The organism is Citrobacter sp. Cpo090 (assembly GCF_030332665.1).
Classification (GTDB): domain Bacteria; phylum Pseudomonadota; class Gammaproteobacteria; order Enterobacterales; family Enterobacteriaceae; genus Citrobacter; species Citrobacter portucalensis.
The window spans coordinates 496,822-518,271 of sequence record NZ_JAOWHK010000038.1; the positions used below are offsets into that span (position 1 = coordinate 496,822).

A 21,450-nucleotide genomic window follows, 5' to 3' on the forward strand; every position below is an offset into this window, starting at 1 on the left:
GGACAACATAATGCAATATATCCAGCAACCCCAGGCGATTGAAGCCAAAAGTTTCGACATTATTGGCGAGATCATCCGTGAAACCCGTCCGGACTATCAGTTTGCCAGTCCGTTACATGAAGCCATTATCAAGCGGGTTATTCACACGACGGCGGATTTCGACTGGCTGGACATTCTGTGGTTTTCCAGTGATGTGCTCGAGCAGTTTTGTGCCGCGCTTAGCCGTTCGAGCGTGATTTATACCGATACCACGATGGCACTTTCCGGGATCAATAAAACGCTGCTGGCAAAATTCGGCGGTGAATGCCGCTGCTACATCAGCGACCCGCGGGTTGTGCGTACGGCAAAAGAGCAGGGGATTACCCGGTCAATGGCTGCTGTCGACATTGCGGTGAAGGAAGAGGGGGAAAAGCTGTTTGTCTTTGGCAACGCACCGACTGCGCTGTTCCGCCTGCTCGAGCATGATGTTGCCGTCAGCGGTGTGGTGGGTGTACCGGTTGGGTTCGTTGGTGCAGAAGAGTCGAAAGATGCCCTGACCCAAAGCAATTTGCCCGCCATTGCAGCTTTAGGCCGTAAAGGGGGAAGCAACGTCGCCGCCGCTATCGTCAACGCCATGCTTTATCACATGCAGGGGGCGCGATGAGCGAGGCCTTCGATACGCCGGTGTGGCACAACGGTAAAGCGCTGCGTAAAGGATATACCACGGGATCGTGCGCCACGGCGGCGGCAAAAGTGGCAGCGTTGATGGTATTGCGCCAACACCTTATCCATCAGGTTTCCATCGTCACGCCTTCCGGGGTGACGCTGTGCCTGAACGTGGAGTCGCCGCATATCGAAGGGCAGCAGGCGATAGCCGCCATCCGCAAAGACGGTGGTGATGATGTGGACGCCACCCACGGCATGCTAATTTTTGCCCGCGTGACGTTAGACGATAGTGGCGTGATTGCCTTACAGGGCGGTGAAGGGGTCGGTACGGTAACCCGCAAAGGGATTGGCCTGCCGGTGGGCAGTTCGGCGATTAACCGTACACCTCGCCAGACCATTGAATCAGCCGTCCGCGAAGCGATTGGCCCAAATCGTGGGGCGCAGATTGAAATCTTCGCGCCAGAAGGCGAAGAACGGGCGCAAAAAACCTACAACTCCCGCCTTGGCATTCTGGGTGGCATTTCGATTATCGGCACCACGGGTATTGTCACGCCGATGTCGGAAGAGAGCTGGAAACGTTCGCTGTCGCTGGAGCTGGAAATTAAGCGGGCGGCTGGGCTGGAGCGTGTCGTACTGGTGCCGGGAAACCACGGCGAGCGTTTTGTACGCGAGCAGATGGGTATCGACTCTCAGGTTGTGGTCACTATGAGCAACTTTGTCGGCTACATGATTGAAGAAGCCGTACGTCTGGGATTCCGGCAAATCGTGCTGGTGGGACACCCCGGGAAGCTCGTCAAAATCGCGGCGGGGATCTTCCACACCCATAGCCATATTGCCGATGCCCGTATGGAAACGCTGGTGGCTCACCTCGCGCTACTTGGCGCACCGCTGGAGCTGCTGACGTTGGTCAGCGAGTGCGATACCACCGAAGCGGCGATGGAACATATCGACGCGTACGGTTTCCAGCACATTTATGACCATCTGGCTCAGCGCATTTGTATGCGCGTCCTGCAAACATTGCGCTTTACCAAAAATCCCCCAACCTGCGATGCCATCATGTTTTCCTTTGATAATCAGGTTCTTGGCAGTAATCGCCCGGTCGCAGAAATTGCGGAGGAGATGCAATGTTAACCGTTGTAGGGATGGGCCCCGCCGGTTTGCATTTGATGACGCCTGCGGCACGAGAAGCTGTCGCGACGGCTGATGTTCTGGTCGGTGGAAAGCGGCATTTGCAGCAATTCCCGGATTTTGCCGGTGAACAGTCTGCTCTTGGCGCCAATATCCCGGAACTCCTGAGCTGGATTAGCGCACACCAGGAGAAGCATGTTGTGGTACTGGCATCTGGCGATCCGCTGTTTTACGGCATCGGGACGCGCATGGTGGCGCATTTTGGTGTTGAGAATGTGCGGATTATTCCGGGCATTAGCGCGGTGCAGTACCTGTGCGCGCAGTCCGGTATTGATATGAACGATATGTGGCTGACCAGTAGCCATGGCCGCAGCGTCTGTTTTGATGAGCTGGCGCGACATAACAAGGTGGCGATGGTGACTGATGCGCTGTGTGGCCCGCGTGAAATCGCGCAGCAGCTCATTGCACGAGGCAAGGGGCATCGCTGGATGGTGATTGGCGAAAACCTGGCGATGGAAAATGAAAAGATCCATTTCCTGCCTGTGCGTGAAGTTAACGCCGACTATGACATGAATGCAGTGGTGATCCTCGATGAAAGATGAGCTGTTTCTGCGTGGAGAGAAAGTGCCGATGACCAAAGAAGCGGTACGCGCACTTGCCCTCTCAAAACTTGAATTACACCGCGCCAGTCACCTGATTGATATTGGTGCCGGAACCGGCAGCGTGTCGATAGAGGCGGCGTTGCAATACCCAGGATTGCGCGTGACGGCCATCGAACGTAACCCGGCGGCGCTCAGATTGCTGGATGAAAACCGCCAGCATTTTGCCTGCGCAAATATCGATATTTTTCCCGGCGTCGCACCAATGACCATCACGGAAAAGGCCGATGCCATCTTCATGGGCGGCAGCGGCGGCCATTTGACCGAACTGATTGACTGGTCAATGCGTCAATTGCATCCCGCAGGGCGTTTGGTGATGACGTTCATCCTCCAGGAAAACCTCAACACCGCGCTGGCACATCTGGACCATCTTGGCGTACAGGGTGTGGATTGCCTGCAATTACAGGTTTCCTCGCTTGCCACGCTTGGCAGTGGTCACTATTTCAAACCGAATAACCCCGTATTTGTTATCGCCTGTCAGAAGGAAGGAAACCATGTCTGAGATTTTTGATCCCCGTAGCGTGTGGTTTGTTGGCGCTGGTCCTGGCGATCGCGAGCTGATTACCCTCAAAGGTTACCGGTTGCTCCAGCAGGCGCAGGTTGTTATCTACGCCGGATCGCTGATTAACACGGAATTGCTGGAGTATTGCCCTGCCGGTGCTGAATGTCACGACAGTGCCGAACTGCATCTGGAGCAGATCCTTGATCTGATGGAAGCTGGAGTGAAAGCGGGTAAGACCGTTGTGCGTCTGCAAACCGGCGATGTCTCGTTGTACGGTTCCGTACGCGAGCAGGGTGAGGAGCTGACCAAACGCGGGATTGACTGGCAGGTGGTACCCGGCGTCAGCGCGTTCCTCGGCGCGGCGGCAGAGCTGGGCGTTGAGTATACCGTGCCCGAAGTTTCACAGAGCCTGATCATTACGCGCCTGGAAGGCCGCACCCCGGTACCAGAGCGTGAACAGCTGGAGTCTTTTGCCAGCCACCAGACATCAATGGCGATTTATCTTTCCGTCCAGCGTATTCATCGGGTGGCTGAGCGTCTGATTGAAGGCGGCTATCCGGCGACCACTCCCGTGGCGGTGATCTACAAGGCGACCTGGCCAGAAAGCCAGACCGTGCGCGGGACCCTGGCGGATATTGGCGACAAGGTTCGCGATGCGGGCATCCGTAAAACGGCCCTTATTCTGGTCGGTAATTTCCTGGGCTCGGAGTATCACTACTCCAAACTCTATGCGGCGGACTTTAGCCATGAATACCGTAAAGCCTGAGTCAATTGCGCTTTTTTGCCTGACTCCTGGCGGCGTTGTGCTGGCGAAACGTCTGGCAGCCATGCTGCCGGTTACCTGTTTTACCAGTGAAAAGCTGCTGGAGGAGGGGTTTATTCCCTTCGAAAACGGCTTTGCGAATACCGCCCGCGAAGCGTTTACGAATTACTCGGCGCTGATTTTTATCGGTGCGACCGGTATTGCGGTGCGCGTACTGGCCCCGCTGGTCAATGACAAATTCTGCGATCCGGCAGTGGTGGTCATTGATGAACGTGCCCAGCATGTCATCAGCCTGCTCTCCGGTCACGCGGGCGGTGCCAATGCGTTGGCGCGTTATCTGGCGGGCATGTTGGGTGCCGACCCGGTGATCACCACCGCGACGGATGTGAACGATATGGCGGCACTGGATACGCTGGCATTTCAACTCAACGCCCGGATGAGTGATTTCCGTTCGGCGGTGAAGATCGTGAATCAGATGCTGGTCAGCAATAAACGGGTTGGTCTGTGGTGGGATGACGAACTTACGCAGGATGTCAGCCATTGTGACCGGCGCGGTTTTATCACGGTCACCGATCTTAACCAGCTCCCCGAGCTGGATGCGTTGGTGTGCATCACCTTGCGCACCAATTTACCTGACCTGCCTGTTACGCACTGGAAGCTGGTGCCACAGCGGGTTGTGGCCGGAATTGGCTGTCGCCGTGATACGCCGTTCCCGCTGCTGGCTGCGCTGCTGGCTCGGCAACTTGAAGCCCAACAGCTCGATCCGTTGGCGCTAAAAGCGATTGGCAGCATCACGCTGAAAAAAGATGAACAGGGTCTTATCCAACTGGCTTCGTGCTGTCGCGTTCCTTTCGAAACCTTTACTGCTGACGCGCTGCGTGAGCATGAGCACCGTTTTCCGGCCTCATCGTTTGTTCGTAAAACGGTGGGTACAGGAAGCGTTTCCGGTCCTGCAGCCTGGCTGTTGAGCCACGGAAAACTGTTAGGCGAGACCCTGCGAGAACAGGGCGTCACTATCACTTTGGGAGTTTCACACTGATGTTAAGCGTAATTGGAATTGGCCCTGGCTCGCAGGCAATGATGACCATGGAAGCCGTTGAAGCACTGCAGGCAGCGGAAATCATCGTTGGCTATAAAACCTACACCCATCTGGTAAAAGCGTTCACGGGTGACAAACAGGTGATCAAAACCGGGATGTGCAAAGAGATTGAACGCTGCCAGGCGGCGATCGAACTGGCACAGGCGGGTCACAACGTGGCGCTGATCAGTAGCGGTGACGCGGGGATTTATGGTATGGCCGGGCTGGTGCTCGAACTGGTCAGCAAGCAAAAGCTGGATGTTGAGGTCAGGCTAATCCCAGGCATGACCGCCAGCATTGCCGCCGCCTCTTTGCTGGGCGCGCCGTTGATGCACGATTTCTGCCATATCAGCTTAAGCGACTTGTTAACGCCGTGGCCGGTTATCGAAAAACGCATCATTGCCGCCGGGGAAGCAGACTTTGTAATCTGTTTCTACAACCCGCGCAGTCGGGGTCGCGAAGGTCATCTGGCGCGCGCATTTGAGCTACTTTCCGCCAGCAAAAGCGCACAAACGCCGGTTGGTATTGTGAAGTCTGCCGGACGTAAAAAGCAGGAAAAATGGTTAACCACGCTCGGTGAAATGGATTTCGAACCGGTTGATATGACTAGCCTTGTGATCGTGGGTAACAAAACAACCTATGTTCAGGACGGTCTGATGATCACACCACGAGGTTATGTGCTGTGAATTACGGTGATGTGTTGGTCATGGGGGGTACCAGCGATGCGCGCATGCTGTGCCAGCAACTGGATGCTGCAAACGTGGCCTACACCCTGTCAGTTGCAACCCCAACAGGGAAACAGCTGGCGGGAGACATCAAAGGCCAGGTGCGCTGCGGGCGTCTGGAACGTGAACAAATGATTGCCTGGCTACAGGAAAATCGGACGCGCTGGGTGATCGATGCCTCTCATCCGTACGCCGAGGTGGTGAGCCGTAACATCATGAGCGCCTGCGAAGCGGCGGGCGTACTGCTGAGCCGCTATCAGCGCCCTGAGCAGTTGAGCGGCTTAACTCACCCGCACCTGTATACCGTACAAAGTATTCCGCAAGCCTGTGAGGTGGCGCGACGCTTCGGCGATCGCGTGCTGCTGACGACCGGCAGTAAAGATCTGGCTATCTGGCGCGAAGGGTTGCCTGAAAAAACGTTGCTGGCGCGTGTTCTGCCTGTTCCTGAGGTCATTCAGCAATGCGCGGATCTGGGATTTGGCGTCGGTGAAATCTTCGCACTGTGCGGACCGTTTAGCGCCGAGTTCAACGCCGCGTTTTATCGCCAGTGTCAGGCTGATGTGGTGATCACTAAGGCTTCAGGCGCTGAAGGTGGTTATCAGGAAAAGGTTCAACCCTGTCTGGATGCCGGAATCCCCTGCATCGTGATTACACGTCCGGCACCGTTGGTGACGGGAGAAGAGTTACTGGAAAGTCAGGCCGCCTTTGGGGCGCGTTTAACGCGCTGGCTGGCCGCTGCTTAAGGAGTTAGAGATGAAAAAGGCGCTTCTGGTGGTCAGCTTTGGCACCAGCTATCACGACACCTGTGAGAAAAATATTGTGGCCTGTGAGCGCGATCTCGCAGCCAGCTGCCCTGACCGCGACCTGTTCCGGGCGTTTACCTCTGGAATGATAATCCGCAAGCTCAAGCAGCGCGACGGCATTGAAATCGACACGCCGCTGCAGGCGCTGCAAAAACTGGCGGAGCAGGGGTATCAGGATGTGGCTATTCAGTCGCTGCATATTATCAATGGCGACGAATACGAAAAAATTGTCCGCGAAGTGCAAAGTATGCGCCCGCTGTTTTCACGCCTGACGCTGGGTGTACCGCTGCTGAGCAGCCATGAAGATTACGCACAGTTGATGCTGGCGCTGCAACAGCAGATGCCGACGCTTGGCGAAAGTGAAAAAGTGGTGTTTATGGGGCACGGCGCCAGCCACCATGCTTTTGCCGCCTATGCCTGTCTCGACCACATGATGACGGCGCAGCGCTTTCCGGCACGGGTTGGGGCAGTGGAAAGCTATCCAGAAGTGGATGTGCTGATTGAAAGTTTATCTCAGGAAGGGGTGACGGCGGTGCATTTGATGCCGCTGATGTTAGTCGCTGGGGACCATGCCATCAACGACATGGCCTCCGACGAAGACGATTCCTGGAAAACGTTGTTCAATGCGGCTGGGATACCGGCTACGCCGTGGCTTAGTGGTCTGGGTGAGAACCCAGCGGTTCGCGCCATGTTCGTGGCACATTTACAGCAGGCGCTTAATGTTGCGCTGGAGGAAGCTGCATGAGCGGAAAACTGTATGCACTGAGCACCGGGCCAGGTGCTTCCGACCTGATTACCGTGCGTGGCGCACGCACGCTCGGCGCGCTGGATATTCTCTATGCGCCTGCCGGGCGTAAAGGCGGCGACAGTCTGGCATTGTCGATTGTACGTGAGTACATCGGCGAGCAGACCGAAGTCCGCTGCTGCCATTTTCCCATGAGTGCCGACAGCGCTGAAAAAGAGGCCGTCTGGGATGAAGTTGCTGCTGCGCTGGTTCAGGAAGTCGAGGCCGGTAAGCAGGTGGGGTTTATTACTCTCGGCGATGCGATGCTGTTCAGCACCTGGGTCTTTTTACTTCAACGTATTGGTTGTCCTGACTGGCTGGAAATCGTTCCTGGCGTCACGTCTTTCGCGGCGATTGCTGCGCGTTCAAAAACGCCGCTCGCTATTGAGCAGCAGTCACTGGCGGTGGTCTCCTGTACCGCGCCGGAAGCGGAAATCCAGCAGGCGTTAAAACAGCATGACAGTCTGGTATTGATGAAAGTGTACGGTCGTTTTGCGCGTATCAAAGCGCTGCTGCAACAAGAGGGTTTGTTGGACTGCGCATTGATGATGTCTGAAGCCACGCTGCCAGGTGAACAGTGCTGGCGTCATCTCGATGAGGTGAGCGACGATCAGCCGCTGCCTTATTTCTCGACCATTCTGGTCAATAAACAGTGGGAGTATGCACAATGAAGCTCGAACAACAGCTAAAACAGCTGTCTTTCAGCGGGTTGGCTGCGGCGCTATTACTGATGATTGTTCCTGAACAAGCGTTCGCCATGCACATCATGGAAGGTTTCTTGCCGCCGATGTGGGCGCTGGCCTGGTGGCTGCTTTTTCTACCCTGCCTGTGGTACGGGTTGGTACGTCTGCGCCAAATTGTGCAGGAGGATAACCACCAGAAGGTTTTGCTGGCCCTGTGTGGCGCCTTTATTTTTGTGCTGTCGGCGCTGAAAATTCCTTCCGTCACCGGAAGCTGCTCACATCCAACCGGTGTAGGCCTGGCGGTTATCCTGTTTGGACCGGGCGTGGTAGCCATCCTTGGGGCGATTGTCCTGCTGTTCCAGGCTCTGCTGCTGGCACACGGTGGTTTGACAACGCTCGGCGCGAACGGCATGTCGATGGCGGTAATTGGCCCGGTTGTGGGTTACATGGTGTGGAAAATGGCCTGCCGCGCGGGGCTGCGTCGTGATGTCTGCGTCTTCCTGTGTGCGATGCTGGCGGATCTCGTCACCTATTTCGTGACCTCGGTACAGCTGGGCGTTGCGTTCCCGGATCCCTCTGCTGGCGCTACCGGCTCAATCATTAAGTTCATGGGGATTTTCTGCCTGACGCAGATCCCAATTGCGATTGCGGAAGGGTTACTCACCGTGCTGATTTACGATCAGCTAACCAAACGCCAGTTGATAACCGCACAAGGGCATTAACGATGAAAAAGACGCTGATTATATTGGGCATGGTAGTGGCGCTGGTGATCCTGCCGTTCTTTATCAACCACGGTGGGGAGTACGGCGGTTCAGACGGTGAGGCGGAAAGTCAGATTCAGGCAATTGCCCCGCACTATGAGCCCTGGTTCCAGCCGTTGTATGAACCCGCAAGCGGTGAAATTGAAAGTCTGCTGTTTACACTCCAGGGATCGCTGGGCGCAGCCGTGATTTTCTATATCCTGGGTTATACCAAGGGTAGGCAACGCCGTGATGACCGGGCTTGACAGGCTTAGCTATCAAAGCCGTTGGGTTCATGTCTCGCCGGTGCGGAAATTTCTGCTCTGGTTGGTGATGATGATTCTGGCGTTTACTCTGCCCCCGTTGGGGCAGGGTATTGAGCTTTTACTTATTGCCGCGCTGAGCTGCTGGCTACTGCGTATTTCCGTCTGGCGCTGGTGCCGTTGGATGGCATTACCGTTTGGTTTTCTGGCGGTTGGCGTAGTGACCATTTTGTTTAGCATCAGCCGCGATCCGCAGACGCTGTTGGCCAGCATACCTGTGGGAAGTTATTGGTTGGGGATCAGCGCACCAGGACTGGTGACCGCCAATGAAACGTTCTGGCGTAGCCTTGCCGCTCTGGCGGCAACCTTCTGGCTGGTACTGAATCTGCCGTTTCCGCAATTAATTATCTTACTCAAACGCGCGCACGTTCCTCGCCTGCTAACTGAGCAGATCCTGCTGACCTGGCGGTTTATTTTTATCCTGTTAGACGAGGCGCTGGCTATTCATCGCGCACAAACGCTGCGTTTTGGTTATCGTAGCTTGCCGTTGGGCTACCGCTCTCTGGCAATGCTGGTGGGATTACTGTTTACCCGCGTGTTGATCCGCTACCAGCAAATGACCACCACACTTGATATCAAACTGTATCAGGGTGATTTTCACCTGTAAGGAAAAGTATGCTTGCCACCTCAGCGCTTTGGTTTCGCTATCAGGATGACCCGATCCTCAAAGGGCTAACGCTGGATTTTTCTACGCATGCCGTCACCGGGCTGGTAGGCGCTAATGGCTGCGGAAAATCCACGCTGTTTATGAACCTGAGTGGCTTATTGCGCCCACAGCAAGGGGCGGTGATGTGGCAGGGCAAACCGCTGGATTACAGCAAGCGCGGCCTGCTGGCGCTGCGTCAGCAGGTGGCAACGGTATTTCAGGACCCCGATCAGCAAATTTTTTATACCGATATCGACAGCGATATCGCCTTTAGTCTGCGCAATCTTGGTGTGGATGAGGCCGAAATCGCTCGACGCGTGGAAGATGCGCTCACGCTGGTCGATGCTCAGCATTTCCGCCATCAGCCTATTCAGTGCCTAAGCCACGGGCAAAAAAAACGCGTAGCGATTGCCGGGGCGTTGGTGTTACAGGCGCAGTATTTGCTGCTGGATGAACCCACCGCGGGCCTTGACCCGTCAGGCCGCACGCAGATGATTGAGATAATCAAACGTATTGTAGCGCAAGGAAATCATGTGGTTATCTCCAGCCATGATATCGATCTTATCTATGAAGTCAGCGACGCAGTGTACGTTTTGCGCCGGGGCGAAGTGCTCACGCACGGCACGCCAGGCGACGTTTTCGCCCGTACGGATCTTATTGAACAAGCGGGATTAACTCAGCCCTGGCTGGTGAAGCTGCATACTGAGCTGGGCTTCCCGCTGTGTAAAACAGAGGCTGAATTTTTTAGTTGTATGCGAGAGAACGCACTGAAGGAGGCGTCATGACGCAGGCAATAATGTTGCAGGGAACGGCATCTGATGTAGGTAAAAGCGTATTGGTCGCCGGGCTGTGTCGTATTTTTTATCAGGATGGACTGCATACCGCGCCGTTCAAATCGCAAAACATGGCGCTGAACTCTGGCATTACGCCAGAGGGAAAAGAAATGGGCCGCGCGCAAATTTTTCAGGCTGAGGCTGCTGGCATTACGCCAGATGTGCGTATGAACCCGGTGCTGCTTAAACCGACCAGCGATCGAAAAGCGCAGGTAGTGCTGATGGGCAAAGTGGCGACCGATATGGACGCGGTGAGTTACCACGAGTACAAACCACGTCTGCGGGAACAGATCCTGTCAGTTTATAACAGCCTGGCGCAGGAGTTCGATGTGCTGGTGCTGGAAGGTGCGGGGAGCCCGGCAGAGATTAACCTGCGCGATCGCGATATCGTCAATATGGGCATGGCAGAGATGGCGCAGTGCCCTGTCGTTCTGGTGGCGGATATCGATCGTGGCGGGGTGTTCGCCTCCATTTACGGCACGCTGGCGCTGTTGCACGATCACGAACGCGCGCGGGTAAAAGGGGTGATCATCAATAAGTTTCGCGGTGATGTGACGCTGCTGCACTCCGGTATCGCGCAAATTGAAGCGCTGACCGGTGTCCCGGTACTGGGCGTGATGCCATGGCTGGATGTTGATCTGGAAGATGAAGATGGCGTTGCGCTGCAAAAGGGCAAGTATTTGCGCACTGACAAACGCGACATCGATATCGCCGTTGTTCAAATTCCACACATATCTAACTTTACTGATTTCAATGCGCTTGCTGCGCAGCCGGATGTGCGCGTGCGCTATGTTCGTCAGCCTGAAGAGCTGGCGGGGGCCGATCTGGTGATTTTGCCGGGTAGCAAAAATACCCTTGGCGATCTGGTGTGGCTGCGTGAAAGCGGGATGGCGCATGGCGTCGTGCAATTACATCGTAATAACGTACCGGTGGTGGGGATTTGCGGCGGCTATCAAATGCTCGGTGACACCATCATTGATGAAGTAGAGTCGGGACTCGGGACGCTGCCGGGGCTGGGCTTGCTCAATACAGTTACCCATTTTGCCCAGCACAAAACCACGACCCTGGTTGAGGGACAAATGTCTTCATCGTTGCCTGACTGGCTGGCGGGCACGGCGGGGTTATCCGTTCGCGGTTATGAAATTCATATGGGCGAAACGACGTTAACTGAAGAATGCCGGTCGGTGATGACGTTGCACAAAGACGGCGGCAACGTTGTTGACGGCGCGGTTACTCCGGATGGTCTGGCGTTCGGCACCTATCTTCACGGTCTTTTCGACAGCGATGATTTCACCCGTGCGTTGGTCAATGGCCTGCGAGAACGTAAAGGGTTAGCTCCGCTGGATTCCACCTTCCATTACGCGCAATATAAATCGCAGCAGTTTGATCTGCTGGCGGATGCGATGCGGCAACACATCGATATTGAGAAAATTTATACCATCATGCAGCAACACCGGGAGCCGGTATGATGATTCTGGTTACTGGCGGCGCACGAAGCGGTAAGAGTCGGCATGCGGAAGCGCTGATTGCTGATTCCCCAAACGTTTTGTATATCGCGACTTCGCAGATTTTTGATGAGGAGATGGCTGCGCGAATTCAGCATCATCGCGATGGACGTCCTGCGCACTGGCGTACAGCCGAACGTTGGCAAAATCTTGATGAACTGATCACGGCCGCGAACGATCCTCATGAAGCCATTCTGCTGGAATGCATCACCACGATGGTGACCAACCTGCTGTTTGCGCTGGGCGGTGACAGCGATCCGGACAGCTGGGATTACGCGGCGATGGAGCAGTCTATCGAAGATGAAATCCGTTCGCTGATCGCAGCCTGTCAGCGTTGCCCGGCAAAGATCGTGTTGGTCACTAACGAAGTGGGAATGGGGATTGTGCCGGAGAACCGTCTGGCGCGGCATTTTCGTGATATTGCAGGACGCGTGAACCAGCGACTGGCGGCGGCAGCGGATGAGGTCTGGCTGGTGGTATCAGGAATTGGAGTCAAAATTAAATGAGTAAGTTGTTCTGGGCAATGCTCTCTTTTATCAGTCGCTTGCCCGTTCCTGCTCGCTGGTCGCAAGGACTGGATTTCGAGCACTATTCGCGCGGTATTGTGGTGTTTCCCCTGATTGGCGTCGTGTTGGGAGGGCTGACGGGGCTGGTCTTTATGGCGCTCCAGCCCTGGTGCGGTATTCCGTTGGCGGCCCTTTTTGCGGTGCTGACGCTGGCGCTGCTGACCGGGGGATTTCATCTGGATGGTCTGGCGGATACCTGTGACGGTATTTTTTCGGCCCGCCGACGCGAGCGGATGCTGGAAATCATGCGCGACAGTCGTCTGGGAACCCACGGTGGACTGGCGTTAATTTTCGTTTTACTGGCGAAAGTGCTGGTGGTGAGCGAACTGGCTTTGCGTGGTACGCCTATGCTGGCCGCGCTGGCAGCGGCATGTGTCGCCGGGCGAGGAACGGCGGTGTTGCTGATGTATCGGCATCGCTATGCCCGTGAAGAAGGGCTGGGCAACGTTTTTATAGGCAAAGTCACTGGGCGTCAAACCTGCGTTACGTTGGGATTAACAGCGATCCTTGCCGCGGTGCTGCTTCCCGGCATGCGCGGCGTGGCAGCGCTGGTTGTCACAATGGTGGCGATTTTTATTCTTGGGCAGTTATTAAAACGCACGTTGGGTGGGCAAACCGGCGATACGCTGGGCGCTGCCATTGAACTTGGCGAGTTGATTTTCTTGCTGGCTCTGCTCTGAGTCAGCCTACATACTGGAACCCTTATGCAGACTTTAACCTCTTTACTCCGCGCGATCCCATCACCTGACAGTGCCGCGATGCTGCGCGCACAGCAGCATATCGACGGCTTGCTTAAGCCGCCGGGAAGTCTGGGGCGACTCGAATCTCTCGCCGTACAATTGGCCGGGATGCCTGGCCTGAAGGGCGTGCCGCATGTGAATGGCAAAGCGATGCTGGTAATGTGCGCCGATCACGGCGTGTGGGATGAAGGGGTTGCCGTTTCGCCTAAAATCGTCACGGCTATACAGGCTGCCAATATGACGCGTGGAACCACCGGCGTCTGCGTGCTGGCCGCTCAGGCGGGGGCGAAGGTTCATGTGATAGATGTCGGGATTGATGCTGAACCTATTCCCGGTGTGGTGAATATGCGTGTGGCACGCGGCTGCGGCAATATAGCCGAAGGCCCGGCAATGAACCGTTCGCAGGCCGAAGAGCTGTTGCTGGAAGTCATTCGCTATACCCATGAACTGGCAAAAGATGGTGTAACGCTGTTTGGCGTCGGTGAGCTTGGTATGGCAAATACTACACCTGCGGCGGCTATTGTCAGTGTGCTGACCGGCAGTGATGCCGAGGAAGTCGTGGGTATTGGCGCTAACCTTCCTCTTTCTCGGGTGGGGAATAAGGTAGACGTTGTACGCCGGGCAATTGCCGTCAATCAACCGGATCGCCATGACGGTGTCGATGTGCTGGCGAAAGTTGGTGGATTCGATCTTGTCGGCATGGCAGGGGTAATGTTGGGGGCGGCCTCCTGTGGCCTGCCGGTTGTGCTGGATGGTTTTCTTTCGTATTCCGCTGCGCTGGCGGCCTGCCAGATTGCACCGCAGATTAAACCTTACCTGATCCCGTCACATTTCTCCGCCGAGAAGGGAGCCCGCACCGCGCTGGCCCATCTTGAACTGGATCCGTATCTGAATATGGGGATGCGTTTGGGCGAAGGTAGCGGGGCCGCGCTGGCGATGCCGATTATTGAAGCTGCCTGTGCAATGTACACCAACATGGGGCAGCTCGCCGCCAGTAACATCGTGCTTCCGGATGGTAAGGACGCGTAGTTATCGCTCAACCTGAACCTCGCCTGATGGCGAGGTTTTTTTATGCGCAAATATGTCGTAACCCACTAAAACAGATAATAAAAGCTATACTTAACGGATATCTGCTGCGACGAAGGAAAGGAAAAAGATGCGTCGTGTAAAACTGCTTTGTTCACTCATTATGCTGCTCGCGAGTCAGGGCGCGCAGGCGGTGAGTTATCCGCTGCCGCCAGAGGGGAGTCGCCTGGTGGGTAACCCTTTGACCATTACGGTTCCACCTGAAAATACCAGGCCGCTGGAGGCGTTTGCCGCTCAGTACGGGCAGGGGTTGAGCAATATGCTTGAAGCCAATCCGGGCGTCGATGTTTTTTTGCCTAAATCGGGTTCAACGCTGGTTGTGCCGCAGCAACTGATACTCCCGGATACAGTGCGTGAGGGGATTGTCATCAACGTCGCCGAGATGCGGCTTTACTATTACCCTGCGGGCAGCAACACAGTTGAGGTTTTACCCATTGGCATTGGTCAGGCGGGTAGAGAAACGCCGCGTAACTGGGTGACGGCGGTAGAACGTAAGCAGGAAGCACCAAGCTGGACACCAACGCCAAATACCCGGCGCGAATACGCTGCTCGCGGGGAAAGCTTGCCTGCATTTGTTCCTGCGGGGCCAGAAAATCCGATGGGCCTGTATGCAATCTATATCGGCAGGCTTTATGCCATTCACGGGACAAATGCCAATTTCGGTATTGGTCTGCGGGTAAGCCAGGGGTGTATCCGTTTGCGGAATGACGACATCAAGTACCTGTTTGATACGGTGCCTGTAGGGACGCGTGTACAATTAATTGACCGACCGGTGAAATACAGCGAAGAGCCGGACGGTAGTCGCTGGGTGGAAGTCCATGAGCCGCTGTCACGCAATCGTTCGGAATACGAGTCTGACAGAAAGGTACCTTTACCAGTCACTCCCGCTCTGCGCACCTTTATCAGCGGGGATGACGTGGATGTGAGTCGCGGAAGTCAGGCACTGGAAAGGCGCTCCGGTATGCCGGTGAACATCAGCCTGGTACAGAAGCATTATTAATTTTCAGGGCGACCCTGTTGACCTTCAGGTCGGATGGGTCGCTTTTTTAAGTTGATACTGCCCCATTTTTACCACGCCAATATGGTCTGCCATTAGTTGGGCTTCGTGTTCACTGTGGGTAACTAACAGCGCCGTTTGCCCGGCGGCGCGCAAAATATCCCGTACCTCGTTGCCAAGACGCTCACGCGTGCGCTTATCAAGGCTGGAGAAGGGTTCATCGAGCAACAGGATTTCCGGATGTGGCGCCAACGCGCGCGCAAGGGCGATACGCTGCTGCTGTCCGCCGGAAAGCTCATGCGGATAGCGGTTGGCATGGCTGTGTAACTCCACCATTTTCAACAACTCGGTCACTCTGGCCTGTTGTTCCTCACGCGGCATGCGGCGCAGTCCAAAAGCCACATTTTGCTGCGCGGTCAGATGGGGGAATAACGCATATTCCTGGAAGACCATGCCGACATGACGTTTTTCCGGTGGCAGATGAACGCCGGGACCGGCAACACGGCGCTGTGACACATAGATCTCGCCATTTTTCAGGCGTTCAAATCCGGCAACGGCGCGTAGTACCGTGGTTTTTCCGCAGCCTGAAGCGCCCAGCAGACAGGCGATCTCGCCTTTACGTACCGACATTGAAAATCCGCTCAGTACCGATTGCTGGCTGTTGCCATAAGCAACGTGTACATCCTGGAGTCGTAATGCAATTTCTGACATTGTTGCTCTCTTAGCCACGGCGAGTCATTTGGTGACGCACCAACAAAATAACCGGTAGCGTGCCAGCTAAAACAATCATTAGCGCGGCGATAGCACCTTCTTCATAGGTTCCACGTGCGGCTTCCGCATACAGCAACGTTGCCAGCGTTTCAAAGTTGACCGGGCGCAAAAGCAACGTTGTTGGTAGTTCTTTCATGGCATCAGCAAAAACCAGCAGGGTGCTGCTGACTAATGCCGGGCGCAGCAATGGGAAATGGACCCGTGCAAACGTCCCCGCACCATTCTCACCCAACAGACGAGATGCCTGTTCCAGCGAGGGGGGAATGCGACCCAGACCAGAATCCAGCGCGCCAATGGCAATCGCCTGGAATCGCATGGCACAACAAATTACCAGCAGGATCCCGGCGGACATCAGCGGCAGGCCGCGAACATCCAGTAAATCTGCCAGCCAGCGGTCGACAGCCATGGCGGGGGTTAAAAAACCAATCGCCAGAATTGTGCCGGGAACCGCATAGCCTAAAGAGGCCAGACGCATAACGCCGCGACGGAATCCTGGCATGGCGTTGTCTGCGGCGCTATGACGCGCGCTCCAGGCCACCAGCATACTGACGCAAACCACCACCAGCGTAGTTCCCGCCGCCAGCGATAGCGTATTTTGCAATGCTGACAGCAACGAAGAGGAAAGGGGGTTCTCATCGCCTATGCGTTTGGCGCTTTCCCATATTAAAAACAGTACCGGAGCCAGAAAACCTAGCACAACCGGCAGTGAAATAACGCCACCGAGCAGCCAGCCACGCCAGCCCTGTACGCGTGTAGGTTGAATTTCCCGCAGGCTGCGGCTGCTGAATCCTTGTTTTCTGCGGCCATAAAATTCCAGCGTCAGAATAAGGAATATAAACATCAGCATCATGCAGGCAATTTGTGCCGCGGCAGATAAATCAGAACGCGAGATCCACGTGGTGTACACGGTAACGGTTAACGTCTGTACCCCGAGAAACTCCGATGCGCCAATATCGTTGAGCGTTTCCAGCAGTGCCAGACTGATCCCAACGGCCAGCGCCGGACGGGCCATGGGCAAAGCAACACGAAAAAAGGTTCCGGTTGCACTGCATCCCAGCGTGCGTGCGGCTTCCAGTAAATGTGCCGGCTGGCTGATAAACATGGCGCGGGTTGTCAGATACACGTATGGATAAAGCACTAATCCGAGCAGGATGATTGCGCCAGAAAGTGAACGCAAATCTGGCAGACGGAACTGTCTTGGGCTATCAAAACCCAGTAAAAAACGGATAAAGGTTTGCAGGGGGCCAATCGGATGCAACAGATCCAGCCACGCAAAGGCCACAATGTAGGTCGGCATCGCCAGCGGCAACAGTAATGCCCAGCTAAGTATTTTTCGTCCAGGAAAATCCCATGCCGTTACCGCCCATGCGCTGCCTACGCCAATCACGCCGACCATCACCGCGACACCGGCTAATAACAGCACGGTATTTTTTAGTGCGGCAGGCAGGACATACGTCAGGAGATTATCCCAGTGAGATAAATCGGACTGGGTCGCCTGCCAAATCAGCGCAATGACCGGTGTCAGAACGCCAAGTGCGACACACAGCGCGCCAAGATGTAGCGGCGTTAATAATGACTGCGGCCCGGAAACCAGGCCGCGTAACGTCGGAAACTGCAGAGGCTTATTGATCGAATCCAACTTTATCTACCAGCAGACTAGCTTGTTTACGATATTTAACTATTTCGGTTAACGGCGTTTTATCGACGTCGATTTCACCGATGGTAGCGCTGATAACCGGGTCCAGCGTCACACCTTTCAGTACCGGGTATTCGAAGTTCGCTTTCGCATACTGCTGCTGGGCAGGTGCGGAAACCAGATATTCCATCAGCTTAACGGCATCGGCTTTATTTGGCGCATAGCGGGCTACAGCTGCACCACTGATGTTGACGTGTGTACCGCCCTTTTCAAAGGTGGGTTTAACGACTTTAATCGCATCGCCCCATTGACGAGCGTCGCTGCCTTCTTTGGCGTTTTTCATATGGCCGACGTAATAGGAGTTGGCGAGACCAATATCGCAAATGCCGCCGAGGATATCGCGAGCAACATCGCGGTCGCCACCAGTTGCTTTACGCGCCAGGTTAGCTTTCACGCCACGCAGCCATTCTTCGGTCTTTGCTTCGCCGTGATGAGCGATCATTGCGGCGATCAGCGCCGTGTTATACGGGTGCTGCCCGGAACGAATACAGACTTTACCTTTGTACTCAGGACTGGCGAGTTGTTCGTAATGCCAGTTATCGATTGGCAGTGACTTCTCGGCATACAGCACGCGGGCACGCATCGACAGCGCAAACCACTGATTATCTGCGCCGCGCAGATTAGCCGGAATAGCGGTTTTCAGTGCTTCTGACTCTACTGGCTGAGTTACACCCGCTTCCACTAAATCAATGAGATTACCGGCATCGACGGTCATCAGCAGGTCGGCAGGTGAATTTTTACCTTCAGCTTTAACGCGCTCAAGCATGCCGTCCTTGATATAGACCGTACTGACTTTGATGCCGCTGGTTTTGGTCCAGCTATCAAGCAAGGGCTGGATCAGACCCGGTTCACGGGTGGTGTAGAGCGTTAATGTTTCCTGAGCGAAAGCCGGTAGGCTAACTGAGAAGACCAGGGCAGAGGCAAGTGTGATACGGCGCAGTCCGGCGCGAGGCAGAGAATTCATCGTTTATATCCCAGAGTAATTGGAACGTACAGTGAACCGAGCGGGGGGCTCGTTCCTTTGGCTCGCGTACAATAAATGATAATCACTAGCACTTACAATAATTGCAAAGTTTAAACGATTTACATTTACATAACTTTAATCGACGTTGTGATGCGGCATGTAACGGTGGTGCAGAGCAGGCAGGGTACTTATGAGAGAGGATTTTATAGTGACCTGGAAAGCAAAAAGCCTGCTTAGTTTCCTAAGCAGGCTTCTTAAATATGGCTCCTCTGACTGGACTCGAACCAGTGACATACGGATTAACAGTCCGCCGTTCTACCGACTGAACTACAGAGGAATCGTGTGAACGAGGCGCATATTACTGACCTCACCATGAGGTGTCAACAGTAAAATTAGCACGTCATTTCAATTGGTTAATTAATCTTCAAATTCAGCGTTAATGCACATTTGGTGAGCGATAATGACTACCTTAGCGGCTATCGCGTAACCGCTCCATGGGGTTCTGGCGGTAAAACTGAATGAAACGCTGCCATAAGGCCGGAAAACGCGGCGCAAATAATTCAGGGGCGCTGAAGAAATACTCCGATAAAACGGCAAAGCATTCGGCAGGATCGGTCGCTGCGTAGGCATCTATACTGCACGCGGTGTCACCGACCAGATCAATTTCATCCTGAATGTTATTCATTGCGGCATGCAGGTCGTGCTCCCAACCGGCGATATCGCGCAGAGGGATCGCCGGAACACCGCTGGCACGATCGCCATTACGCATATCGAGCTTATGCGCTACTTCATGGATGATCAGATTAAATCCGGAGGCATCAAAGGAATCCTGAATGTCGAGCCAGTTAAGGATTATCGGACCTTGCTGCCAGCTCTGTCCGGACTGTACAACGCGTTGATTATGCACCAGCCCAATATCGTCTTCCCATTCATCGTCCACCACAAACGGGGCAGGGTAGATGAGAACTTCATGAAATCCGTCGAGCCACTCGATCCCCAATTCCAGGACAGGCAAACAGAAAAGTAGCGCAATGCGTGCACTTTTTAGTGGGGCCAGTTCAAACCCCTGAAGCGCTACCAATCTTTTTTGCTGTAAAAAGCGCTCGGCCAGGGCGATAAGTCTGGCTTGTTCTTGCTCGGTGAGATTCACCAGAAGAGGGATAGCCAGGGCGTCGTCCCACGGCCAGTCGTCACTCCGGGTTGTTTCTTGCTCTTTCCAGGGCCACTTAATCATCGTTTTGCTCGCAAACTCGTCACTTGAACGAAATTGACGGAACTGGGTCTGTTAAAATGCCAAATTACCTGGCATCATGGCAACCGCCAAAACGGAGAGATGCCAGAGCGGCTGAATGGACCGGTCTCGAAAACCGGAGTAGGGGCAACTCTACCGGGGGTTCAAATCCCCCTCTCTCCGCCACTACTTACCAGTACTTAACTGTTTTTAATGGTTTCTATCCAAAACTCCCTTCTTCAGTCATTCAATTGATATACCTTTCTGAAAACTTTCTGCCCTATCTTCTCGGTATGTATTGAAAAAACTGACCGTTAAATACGTTATCACTTACCCAGCGTCCCCGGTAGAAATTTACCAGTATGTCATTCATTTTGTGAGCTAAGTCGTACGGCATTGAAGCTCGTCGGCTTTGCTCAGTTGCTACTGGATCTGGAACCCGATGCGAATACTGATGACGTGAGTCTGTTGACATGTTGCGAGAAATTTTTGTGAGGCAGTGGTCATTCATACCCTTAATGAAATAAGCGCGTCTGAAACAAAAACGCGCTTTTTTATCATGGAATTATGGGGTTATATCTTTTCTGCCAGCAAAGCGTACAGTTTACCTTCAAATGTTTCACTAACCGGCCAGGCACGATTGTCTGGGCGCTGTAATACGCTGAAGCCGTTGTCACTCAGGAGATGGAGATATTCTTCATCATGCCAGGCCGTCATTTGACTTCCGAAGCGAGTAGTATTGCTGTTTTCATCAATAGCCCAGAATCGGGTAGAACAGGTTTGTGTCTCCTCATTCCAGTCATGTTCTGTTAAAAGAAGATGTGGACTGGCAATAAATAATCCTTGTGGGCAGCGTTGCCAGTCGGGGCTTGCCATCCCCTGGCGTTTCACTTCAGCAAAGGTGTGCACTTCAACCAGCAATTTCCCGCCTGGCGTGAGCCAACGCGCGCAGTTTGCGATCAGTGCTCTGGCATCCGCGGCACTGAAAACATTGAGTTCTCCAAATGTCATCATAATGAAATCGAATGACTCTTCCGGCGAGTAATGACGAACATCTTGCTGGACGTAGTTGATTTCCAAACCAGCGTCATGCGCCAGCTTTTTGGCCCAATTGACTGATGCAGGCGAGAAATCGACCCCTGTGCAGGTAAAACCGAGTCTGGCTAACTGGTTGGTATATAAGCCAGGACCGCAGCCCAGGTCCAGTACTCGTGCTCCCGTAGCCAACTGCCTGGAAATCCAGGTTACCTGCTGTTCAATTACACTCTGTCGACGGCTGGCCCAGTCATGATCCTGGGATAAATGGTTTTCCAGCATGCGCTGGCTAAAGTCTGGTTCATCCCAGGGAATTTTGTCCTCGTCAGCGAGGAGTTGTATGCGACCAGTGGTGGAAATAATGGCGTTGATGTCCATAAAATCCTTCTTATGAAGTTTCTGTGAATTATTACGGTTTTGCTGCTGATTGTTCATGCGTTGATGAGATAAATTCATACCGGAAAACCTGTTTGATCATCATGAGCAAAACCTGCAAACACACTAGCAGTGTCCGCATTCGATTTGGGCACATTGAGAATCAGTTCAA

At 54.3% G+C, this 21,450-nt stretch carries 23 protein-coding genes, 2 tRNA genes and 1 pseudogene; 20 read left to right on the plus strand and 6 right to left on the minus strand.

Annotated elements, in window-relative coordinates:
• The first annotated feature begins 10 nt into the window (after positions 1-10).
• The 19 genes from OGY83_RS24770 (at position 11) to ldtA (ending at position 15,209) form a co-directional block, all read left to right on the plus strand.
• Positions 11-643, plus strand: coding sequence for a cobalt-precorrin-8 methylmutase (locus OGY83_RS24770; protein ID WP_008785140.1), 633 nt, complete (start codon positions 11-13; stop codon positions 641-643).
• The gene (gene cbiD, locus OGY83_RS24775) at positions 640-1,776 is read left to right on the plus strand and encodes a cobalt-precorrin-5B (C(1))-methyltransferase CbiD (protein ID WP_123267450.1); all 1,137 of its coding nucleotides are present in this window, start codon (positions 640-642) and stop codon (positions 1,774-1,776) included. Before OGY83_RS24770 ends, cbiD begins: the two co-directional genes overlap by 4 nt.
• Entirely contained in the window at positions 1,770-2,375 is a 606-nt protein-coding gene (locus OGY83_RS24780; protein WP_286637133.1) for a cobalt-precorrin-7 (C(5))-methyltransferase, read from the plus strand. Before cbiD ends, OGY83_RS24780 begins: the two co-directional genes overlap by 7 nt.
• Complete coding sequence (locus OGY83_RS24785) at positions 2,365-2,934, plus strand: decarboxylating cobalt-precorrin-6B (C(15))-methyltransferase (RefSeq protein WP_003834109.1); 570 nt, start codon at positions 2,365-2,367, stop codon at positions 2,932-2,934. Before OGY83_RS24780 ends, OGY83_RS24785 begins: the two co-directional genes overlap by 11 nt.
• Entirely contained in the window at positions 2,927-3,700 is a 774-nt protein-coding gene (locus OGY83_RS24790; protein ID WP_003030275.1) for a cobalt-precorrin-4 methyltransferase, read from the plus strand. Before OGY83_RS24785 ends, OGY83_RS24790 begins: the two co-directional genes overlap by 8 nt.
• Positions 3,681-4,736 carry a cobalt-precorrin 5A hydrolase gene (cbiG, locus tag OGY83_RS24795; protein WP_191214357.1) on the plus strand — a complete coding sequence of 352 codons (1,056 nt, stop codon included), beginning with the start codon at positions 3,681-3,683 and terminating at the stop codon, positions 4,734-4,736. The genes OGY83_RS24790 and cbiG overlap by 20 nt, the downstream gene beginning before the upstream one ends.
• Positions 4,736-5,461: a precorrin-3B C(17)-methyltransferase gene (locus OGY83_RS24800; protein WP_032943891.1), complete on the plus strand. Its 726-nt coding sequence runs from the start codon at positions 4,736-4,738 to the stop codon at positions 5,459-5,461. Before cbiG ends, OGY83_RS24800 begins: the two co-directional genes overlap by 1 nt.
• On the plus strand, positions 5,458-6,243 hold the full coding sequence (locus OGY83_RS24805; RefSeq protein WP_123267447.1) for a cobalt-precorrin-6A reductase: 786 nt from the start codon (positions 5,458-5,460) through the stop codon (positions 6,241-6,243). Before OGY83_RS24800 ends, OGY83_RS24805 begins: the two co-directional genes overlap by 4 nt.
• A 10-nt stretch (positions 6,244-6,253) precedes the next feature.
• The gene (gene cbiK, locus OGY83_RS24810; RefSeq protein ID WP_123267446.1) at positions 6,254-7,048 is read left to right on the plus strand and encodes a sirohydrochlorin cobaltochelatase; all 795 of its coding nucleotides are present in this window, start codon (positions 6,254-6,256) and stop codon (positions 7,046-7,048) included.
• On the plus strand, positions 7,045-7,758 hold the full coding sequence (locus OGY83_RS24815) for a cobalt-factor II C(20)-methyltransferase (protein WP_286637134.1): 714 nt from the start codon (positions 7,045-7,047) through the stop codon (positions 7,756-7,758). Before cbiK ends, OGY83_RS24815 begins: the two co-directional genes overlap by 4 nt.
• Entirely contained in the window at positions 7,755-8,492 is a 738-nt protein-coding gene (gene cbiM / locus OGY83_RS24820; RefSeq protein WP_003834098.1) for a cobalt ECF transporter S component CbiM, read from the plus strand. Before OGY83_RS24815 ends, cbiM begins: the two co-directional genes overlap by 4 nt.
• A gap of 2 nt (positions 8,493-8,494) precedes the next feature.
• Positions 8,495-8,776, plus strand: a complete 282-nt coding sequence (locus OGY83_RS24825; RefSeq protein ID WP_003030289.1) for an energy-coupling factor ABC transporter substrate-binding protein — start codon at positions 8,495-8,497, stop codon at positions 8,774-8,776.
• Positions 8,763-9,440 (plus strand): energy-coupling factor ABC transporter transmembrane protein, encoded by a 678-nt coding sequence (locus OGY83_RS24830; protein WP_191228785.1) that lies wholly within the window; start codon positions 8,763-8,765, stop codon positions 9,438-9,440. Before OGY83_RS24825 ends, OGY83_RS24830 begins: the two co-directional genes overlap by 14 nt.
• An 8-nt stretch (positions 9,441-9,448) precedes the next feature.
• Entirely contained in the window at positions 9,449-10,264 is an 816-nt protein-coding gene (locus tag OGY83_RS24835) for an energy-coupling factor ABC transporter ATP-binding protein (protein WP_003839037.1), read from the plus strand.
• Positions 10,261-11,781 carry a cobyric acid synthase gene (locus tag OGY83_RS24840; RefSeq protein WP_194210693.1) on the plus strand — a complete coding sequence of 507 codons (1,521 nt, stop codon included), beginning with the start codon at positions 10,261-10,263 and terminating at the stop codon, positions 11,779-11,781. The genes OGY83_RS24835 and OGY83_RS24840 overlap by 4 nt, the downstream gene beginning before the upstream one ends.
• Positions 11,778-12,323 carry a bifunctional adenosylcobinamide kinase/adenosylcobinamide-phosphate guanylyltransferase gene (gene cobU / locus OGY83_RS24845; protein WP_286637135.1) on the plus strand — a complete coding sequence of 182 codons (546 nt, stop codon included), beginning with the start codon at positions 11,778-11,780 and terminating at the stop codon, positions 12,321-12,323. Before OGY83_RS24840 ends, cobU begins: the two co-directional genes overlap by 4 nt.
• Positions 12,320-13,063 carry an adenosylcobinamide-GDP ribazoletransferase gene (gene cobS / locus OGY83_RS24850; RefSeq protein ID WP_286637136.1) on the plus strand — a complete coding sequence of 248 codons (744 nt, stop codon included), beginning with the start codon at positions 12,320-12,322 and terminating at the stop codon, positions 13,061-13,063. The genes cobU and cobS overlap by 4 nt, the downstream gene beginning before the upstream one ends.
• 24 nt (positions 13,064-13,087) lie before the next feature.
• The gene (gene cobT / locus OGY83_RS24855; protein WP_286637137.1) at positions 13,088-14,152 is read left to right on the plus strand and encodes a nicotinate-nucleotide--dimethylbenzimidazole phosphoribosyltransferase; all 1,065 of its coding nucleotides are present in this window, start codon (positions 13,088-13,090) and stop codon (positions 14,150-14,152) included.
• A gap of 127 nt (positions 14,153-14,279) precedes the next feature.
• A complete protein-coding gene (ldtA, locus tag OGY83_RS24860; RefSeq protein ID WP_286637138.1) occupies positions 14,280-15,209 on the plus strand; it encodes a L,D-transpeptidase in 930 nt (309 codons plus the stop codon).
• A gap of 24 nt (positions 15,210-15,233) precedes the next feature.
• Here ldtA and OGY83_RS24865 read toward each other — a convergent pair whose 3' ends face one another.
• The 5 genes from OGY83_RS24865 to mtfA all read right to left on the minus strand — a co-directional run bounded on the left by OGY83_RS24865 (position 15,234) and on the right by mtfA (position 19,871).
• Positions 15,234-15,917, minus strand: a complete 684-nt coding sequence (locus OGY83_RS24865; protein ID WP_079939855.1) for an ABC transporter ATP-binding protein — start codon at positions 15,915-15,917, stop codon at positions 15,234-15,236.
• Between the two features lie 10 nt (positions 15,918-15,927).
• On the minus strand, positions 15,928-17,616 hold the full coding sequence (locus OGY83_RS24870; RefSeq protein ID WP_286637139.1) for an ABC transporter permease: 1,689 nt from the start codon (positions 17,614-17,616) through the stop codon (positions 15,928-15,930).
• The gene (locus tag OGY83_RS24875) at positions 17,600-18,637 is read right to left on the minus strand and encodes an extracellular solute-binding protein (RefSeq protein ID WP_286637140.1); all 1,038 of its coding nucleotides are present in this window, start codon (positions 18,635-18,637) and stop codon (positions 17,600-17,602) included. The genes OGY83_RS24870 and OGY83_RS24875 overlap by 17 nt, the downstream gene beginning before the upstream one ends.
• Positions 18,638-18,898: 261 nt before the next feature.
• Positions 18,899-18,974 (minus strand) — tRNA-Asn (locus OGY83_RS24880).
• Positions 18,975-19,106: 132 nt separating this feature from the next.
• Positions 19,107-19,871: a DgsA anti-repressor MtfA gene (mtfA, locus tag OGY83_RS24885; RefSeq protein ID WP_079939858.1), complete on the minus strand. Its 765-nt coding sequence runs from the start codon at positions 19,869-19,871 to the stop codon at positions 19,107-19,109.
• A gap of 93 nt (positions 19,872-19,964) precedes the next feature.
• On the opposite strand from mtfA, the gene OGY83_RS24890 reads away from it, so the two are divergent.
• Positions 19,965-20,054 (plus strand) — tRNA-Ser (locus OGY83_RS24890).
• Positions 20,055-20,447: 393 nt separating this feature from the next.
• Here the strand turns inward: OGY83_RS24890 and OGY83_RS24895 are convergent.
• Positions 20,448-21,281, minus strand: a pseudogene (locus tag OGY83_RS24895) (class I SAM-dependent methyltransferase); the annotation flags it as partial.
• Between the last annotated feature and the right edge of the window lie 169 nt (positions 21,282-21,450).

Bases quoted from the DNA above. Each gene is read 5' to 3' on its own strand.
- OGY83_RS24770 (WP_008785140.1), top strand. From the start codon at position 11: ATGCAATATATCCAGCAACCCCAGGCGATTGAAGCCAAAAGTTTCGAC.
- cbiD (WP_123267450.1), top strand. From the start codon at position 640: ATGAGCGAGGCCTTCGATACGCCGGTGTGGCACAACGGTAAAGCGCTG.
- OGY83_RS24780 (WP_286637133.1), top strand. From the start codon at position 1,770: ATGTTAACCGTTGTAGGGATGGGCCCCGCCGGTTTGCATTTGATGACG.
- OGY83_RS24785 (WP_003834109.1), top strand. From the start codon at position 2,365: ATGAAAGATGAGCTGTTTCTGCGTGGAGAGAAAGTGCCGATGACCAAA.
- OGY83_RS24790 (WP_003030275.1), top strand. From the start codon at position 2,927: ATGTCTGAGATTTTTGATCCCCGTAGCGTGTGGTTTGTTGGCGCTGGT.
- cbiG (WP_191214357.1), top strand. From the start codon at position 3,681: ATGAATACCGTAAAGCCTGAGTCAATTGCGCTTTTTTGCCTGACTCCT.
- OGY83_RS24800 (WP_032943891.1), top strand. From the start codon at position 4,736: ATGTTAAGCGTAATTGGAATTGGCCCTGGCTCGCAGGCAATGATGACC.
- cbiK (WP_123267446.1), top strand. From the start codon at position 6,254: ATGAAAAAGGCGCTTCTGGTGGTCAGCTTTGGCACCAGCTATCACGAC.
- OGY83_RS24815 (WP_286637134.1), top strand. From the start codon at position 7,045: ATGAGCGGAAAACTGTATGCACTGAGCACCGGGCCAGGTGCTTCCGAC.
- cbiM (WP_003834098.1), top strand. From the start codon at position 7,755: ATGAAGCTCGAACAACAGCTAAAACAGCTGTCTTTCAGCGGGTTGGCT.
- OGY83_RS24825 (WP_003030289.1), top strand. From the start codon at position 8,495: ATGAAAAAGACGCTGATTATATTGGGCATGGTAGTGGCGCTGGTGATC.
- OGY83_RS24830 (WP_191228785.1), top strand. From the start codon at position 8,763: ATGACCGGGCTTGACAGGCTTAGCTATCAAAGCCGTTGGGTTCATGTC.
- OGY83_RS24835 (WP_003839037.1), top strand. From the start codon at position 9,449: ATGCTTGCCACCTCAGCGCTTTGGTTTCGCTATCAGGATGACCCGATC.
- OGY83_RS24840 (WP_194210693.1), top strand. From the start codon at position 10,261: ATGACGCAGGCAATAATGTTGCAGGGAACGGCATCTGATGTAGGTAAA.
- cobU (WP_286637135.1), top strand. From the start codon at position 11,778: ATGATGATTCTGGTTACTGGCGGCGCACGAAGCGGTAAGAGTCGGCAT.
- cobS (WP_286637136.1), top strand. From the start codon at position 12,320: ATGAGTAAGTTGTTCTGGGCAATGCTCTCTTTTATCAGTCGCTTGCCC.
- cobT (WP_286637137.1), top strand. From the start codon at position 13,088: ATGCAGACTTTAACCTCTTTACTCCGCGCGATCCCATCACCTGACAGT.
- ldtA (WP_286637138.1), top strand. From the start codon at position 14,280: ATGCGTCGTGTAAAACTGCTTTGTTCACTCATTATGCTGCTCGCGAGT.
- OGY83_RS24865 (WP_079939855.1), bottom strand. From the start codon at position 15,917: ATGTCAGAAATTGCATTACGACTCCAGGATGTACACGTTGCTTATGGC.
- OGY83_RS24875 (WP_286637140.1), bottom strand. From the start codon at position 18,637: ATGAATTCTCTGCCTCGCGCCGGACTGCGCCGTATCACACTTGCCTCT.
- mtfA (WP_079939858.1), bottom strand. From the start codon at position 19,871: ATGATTAAGTGGCCCTGGAAAGAGCAAGAAACAACCCGGAGTGACGAC.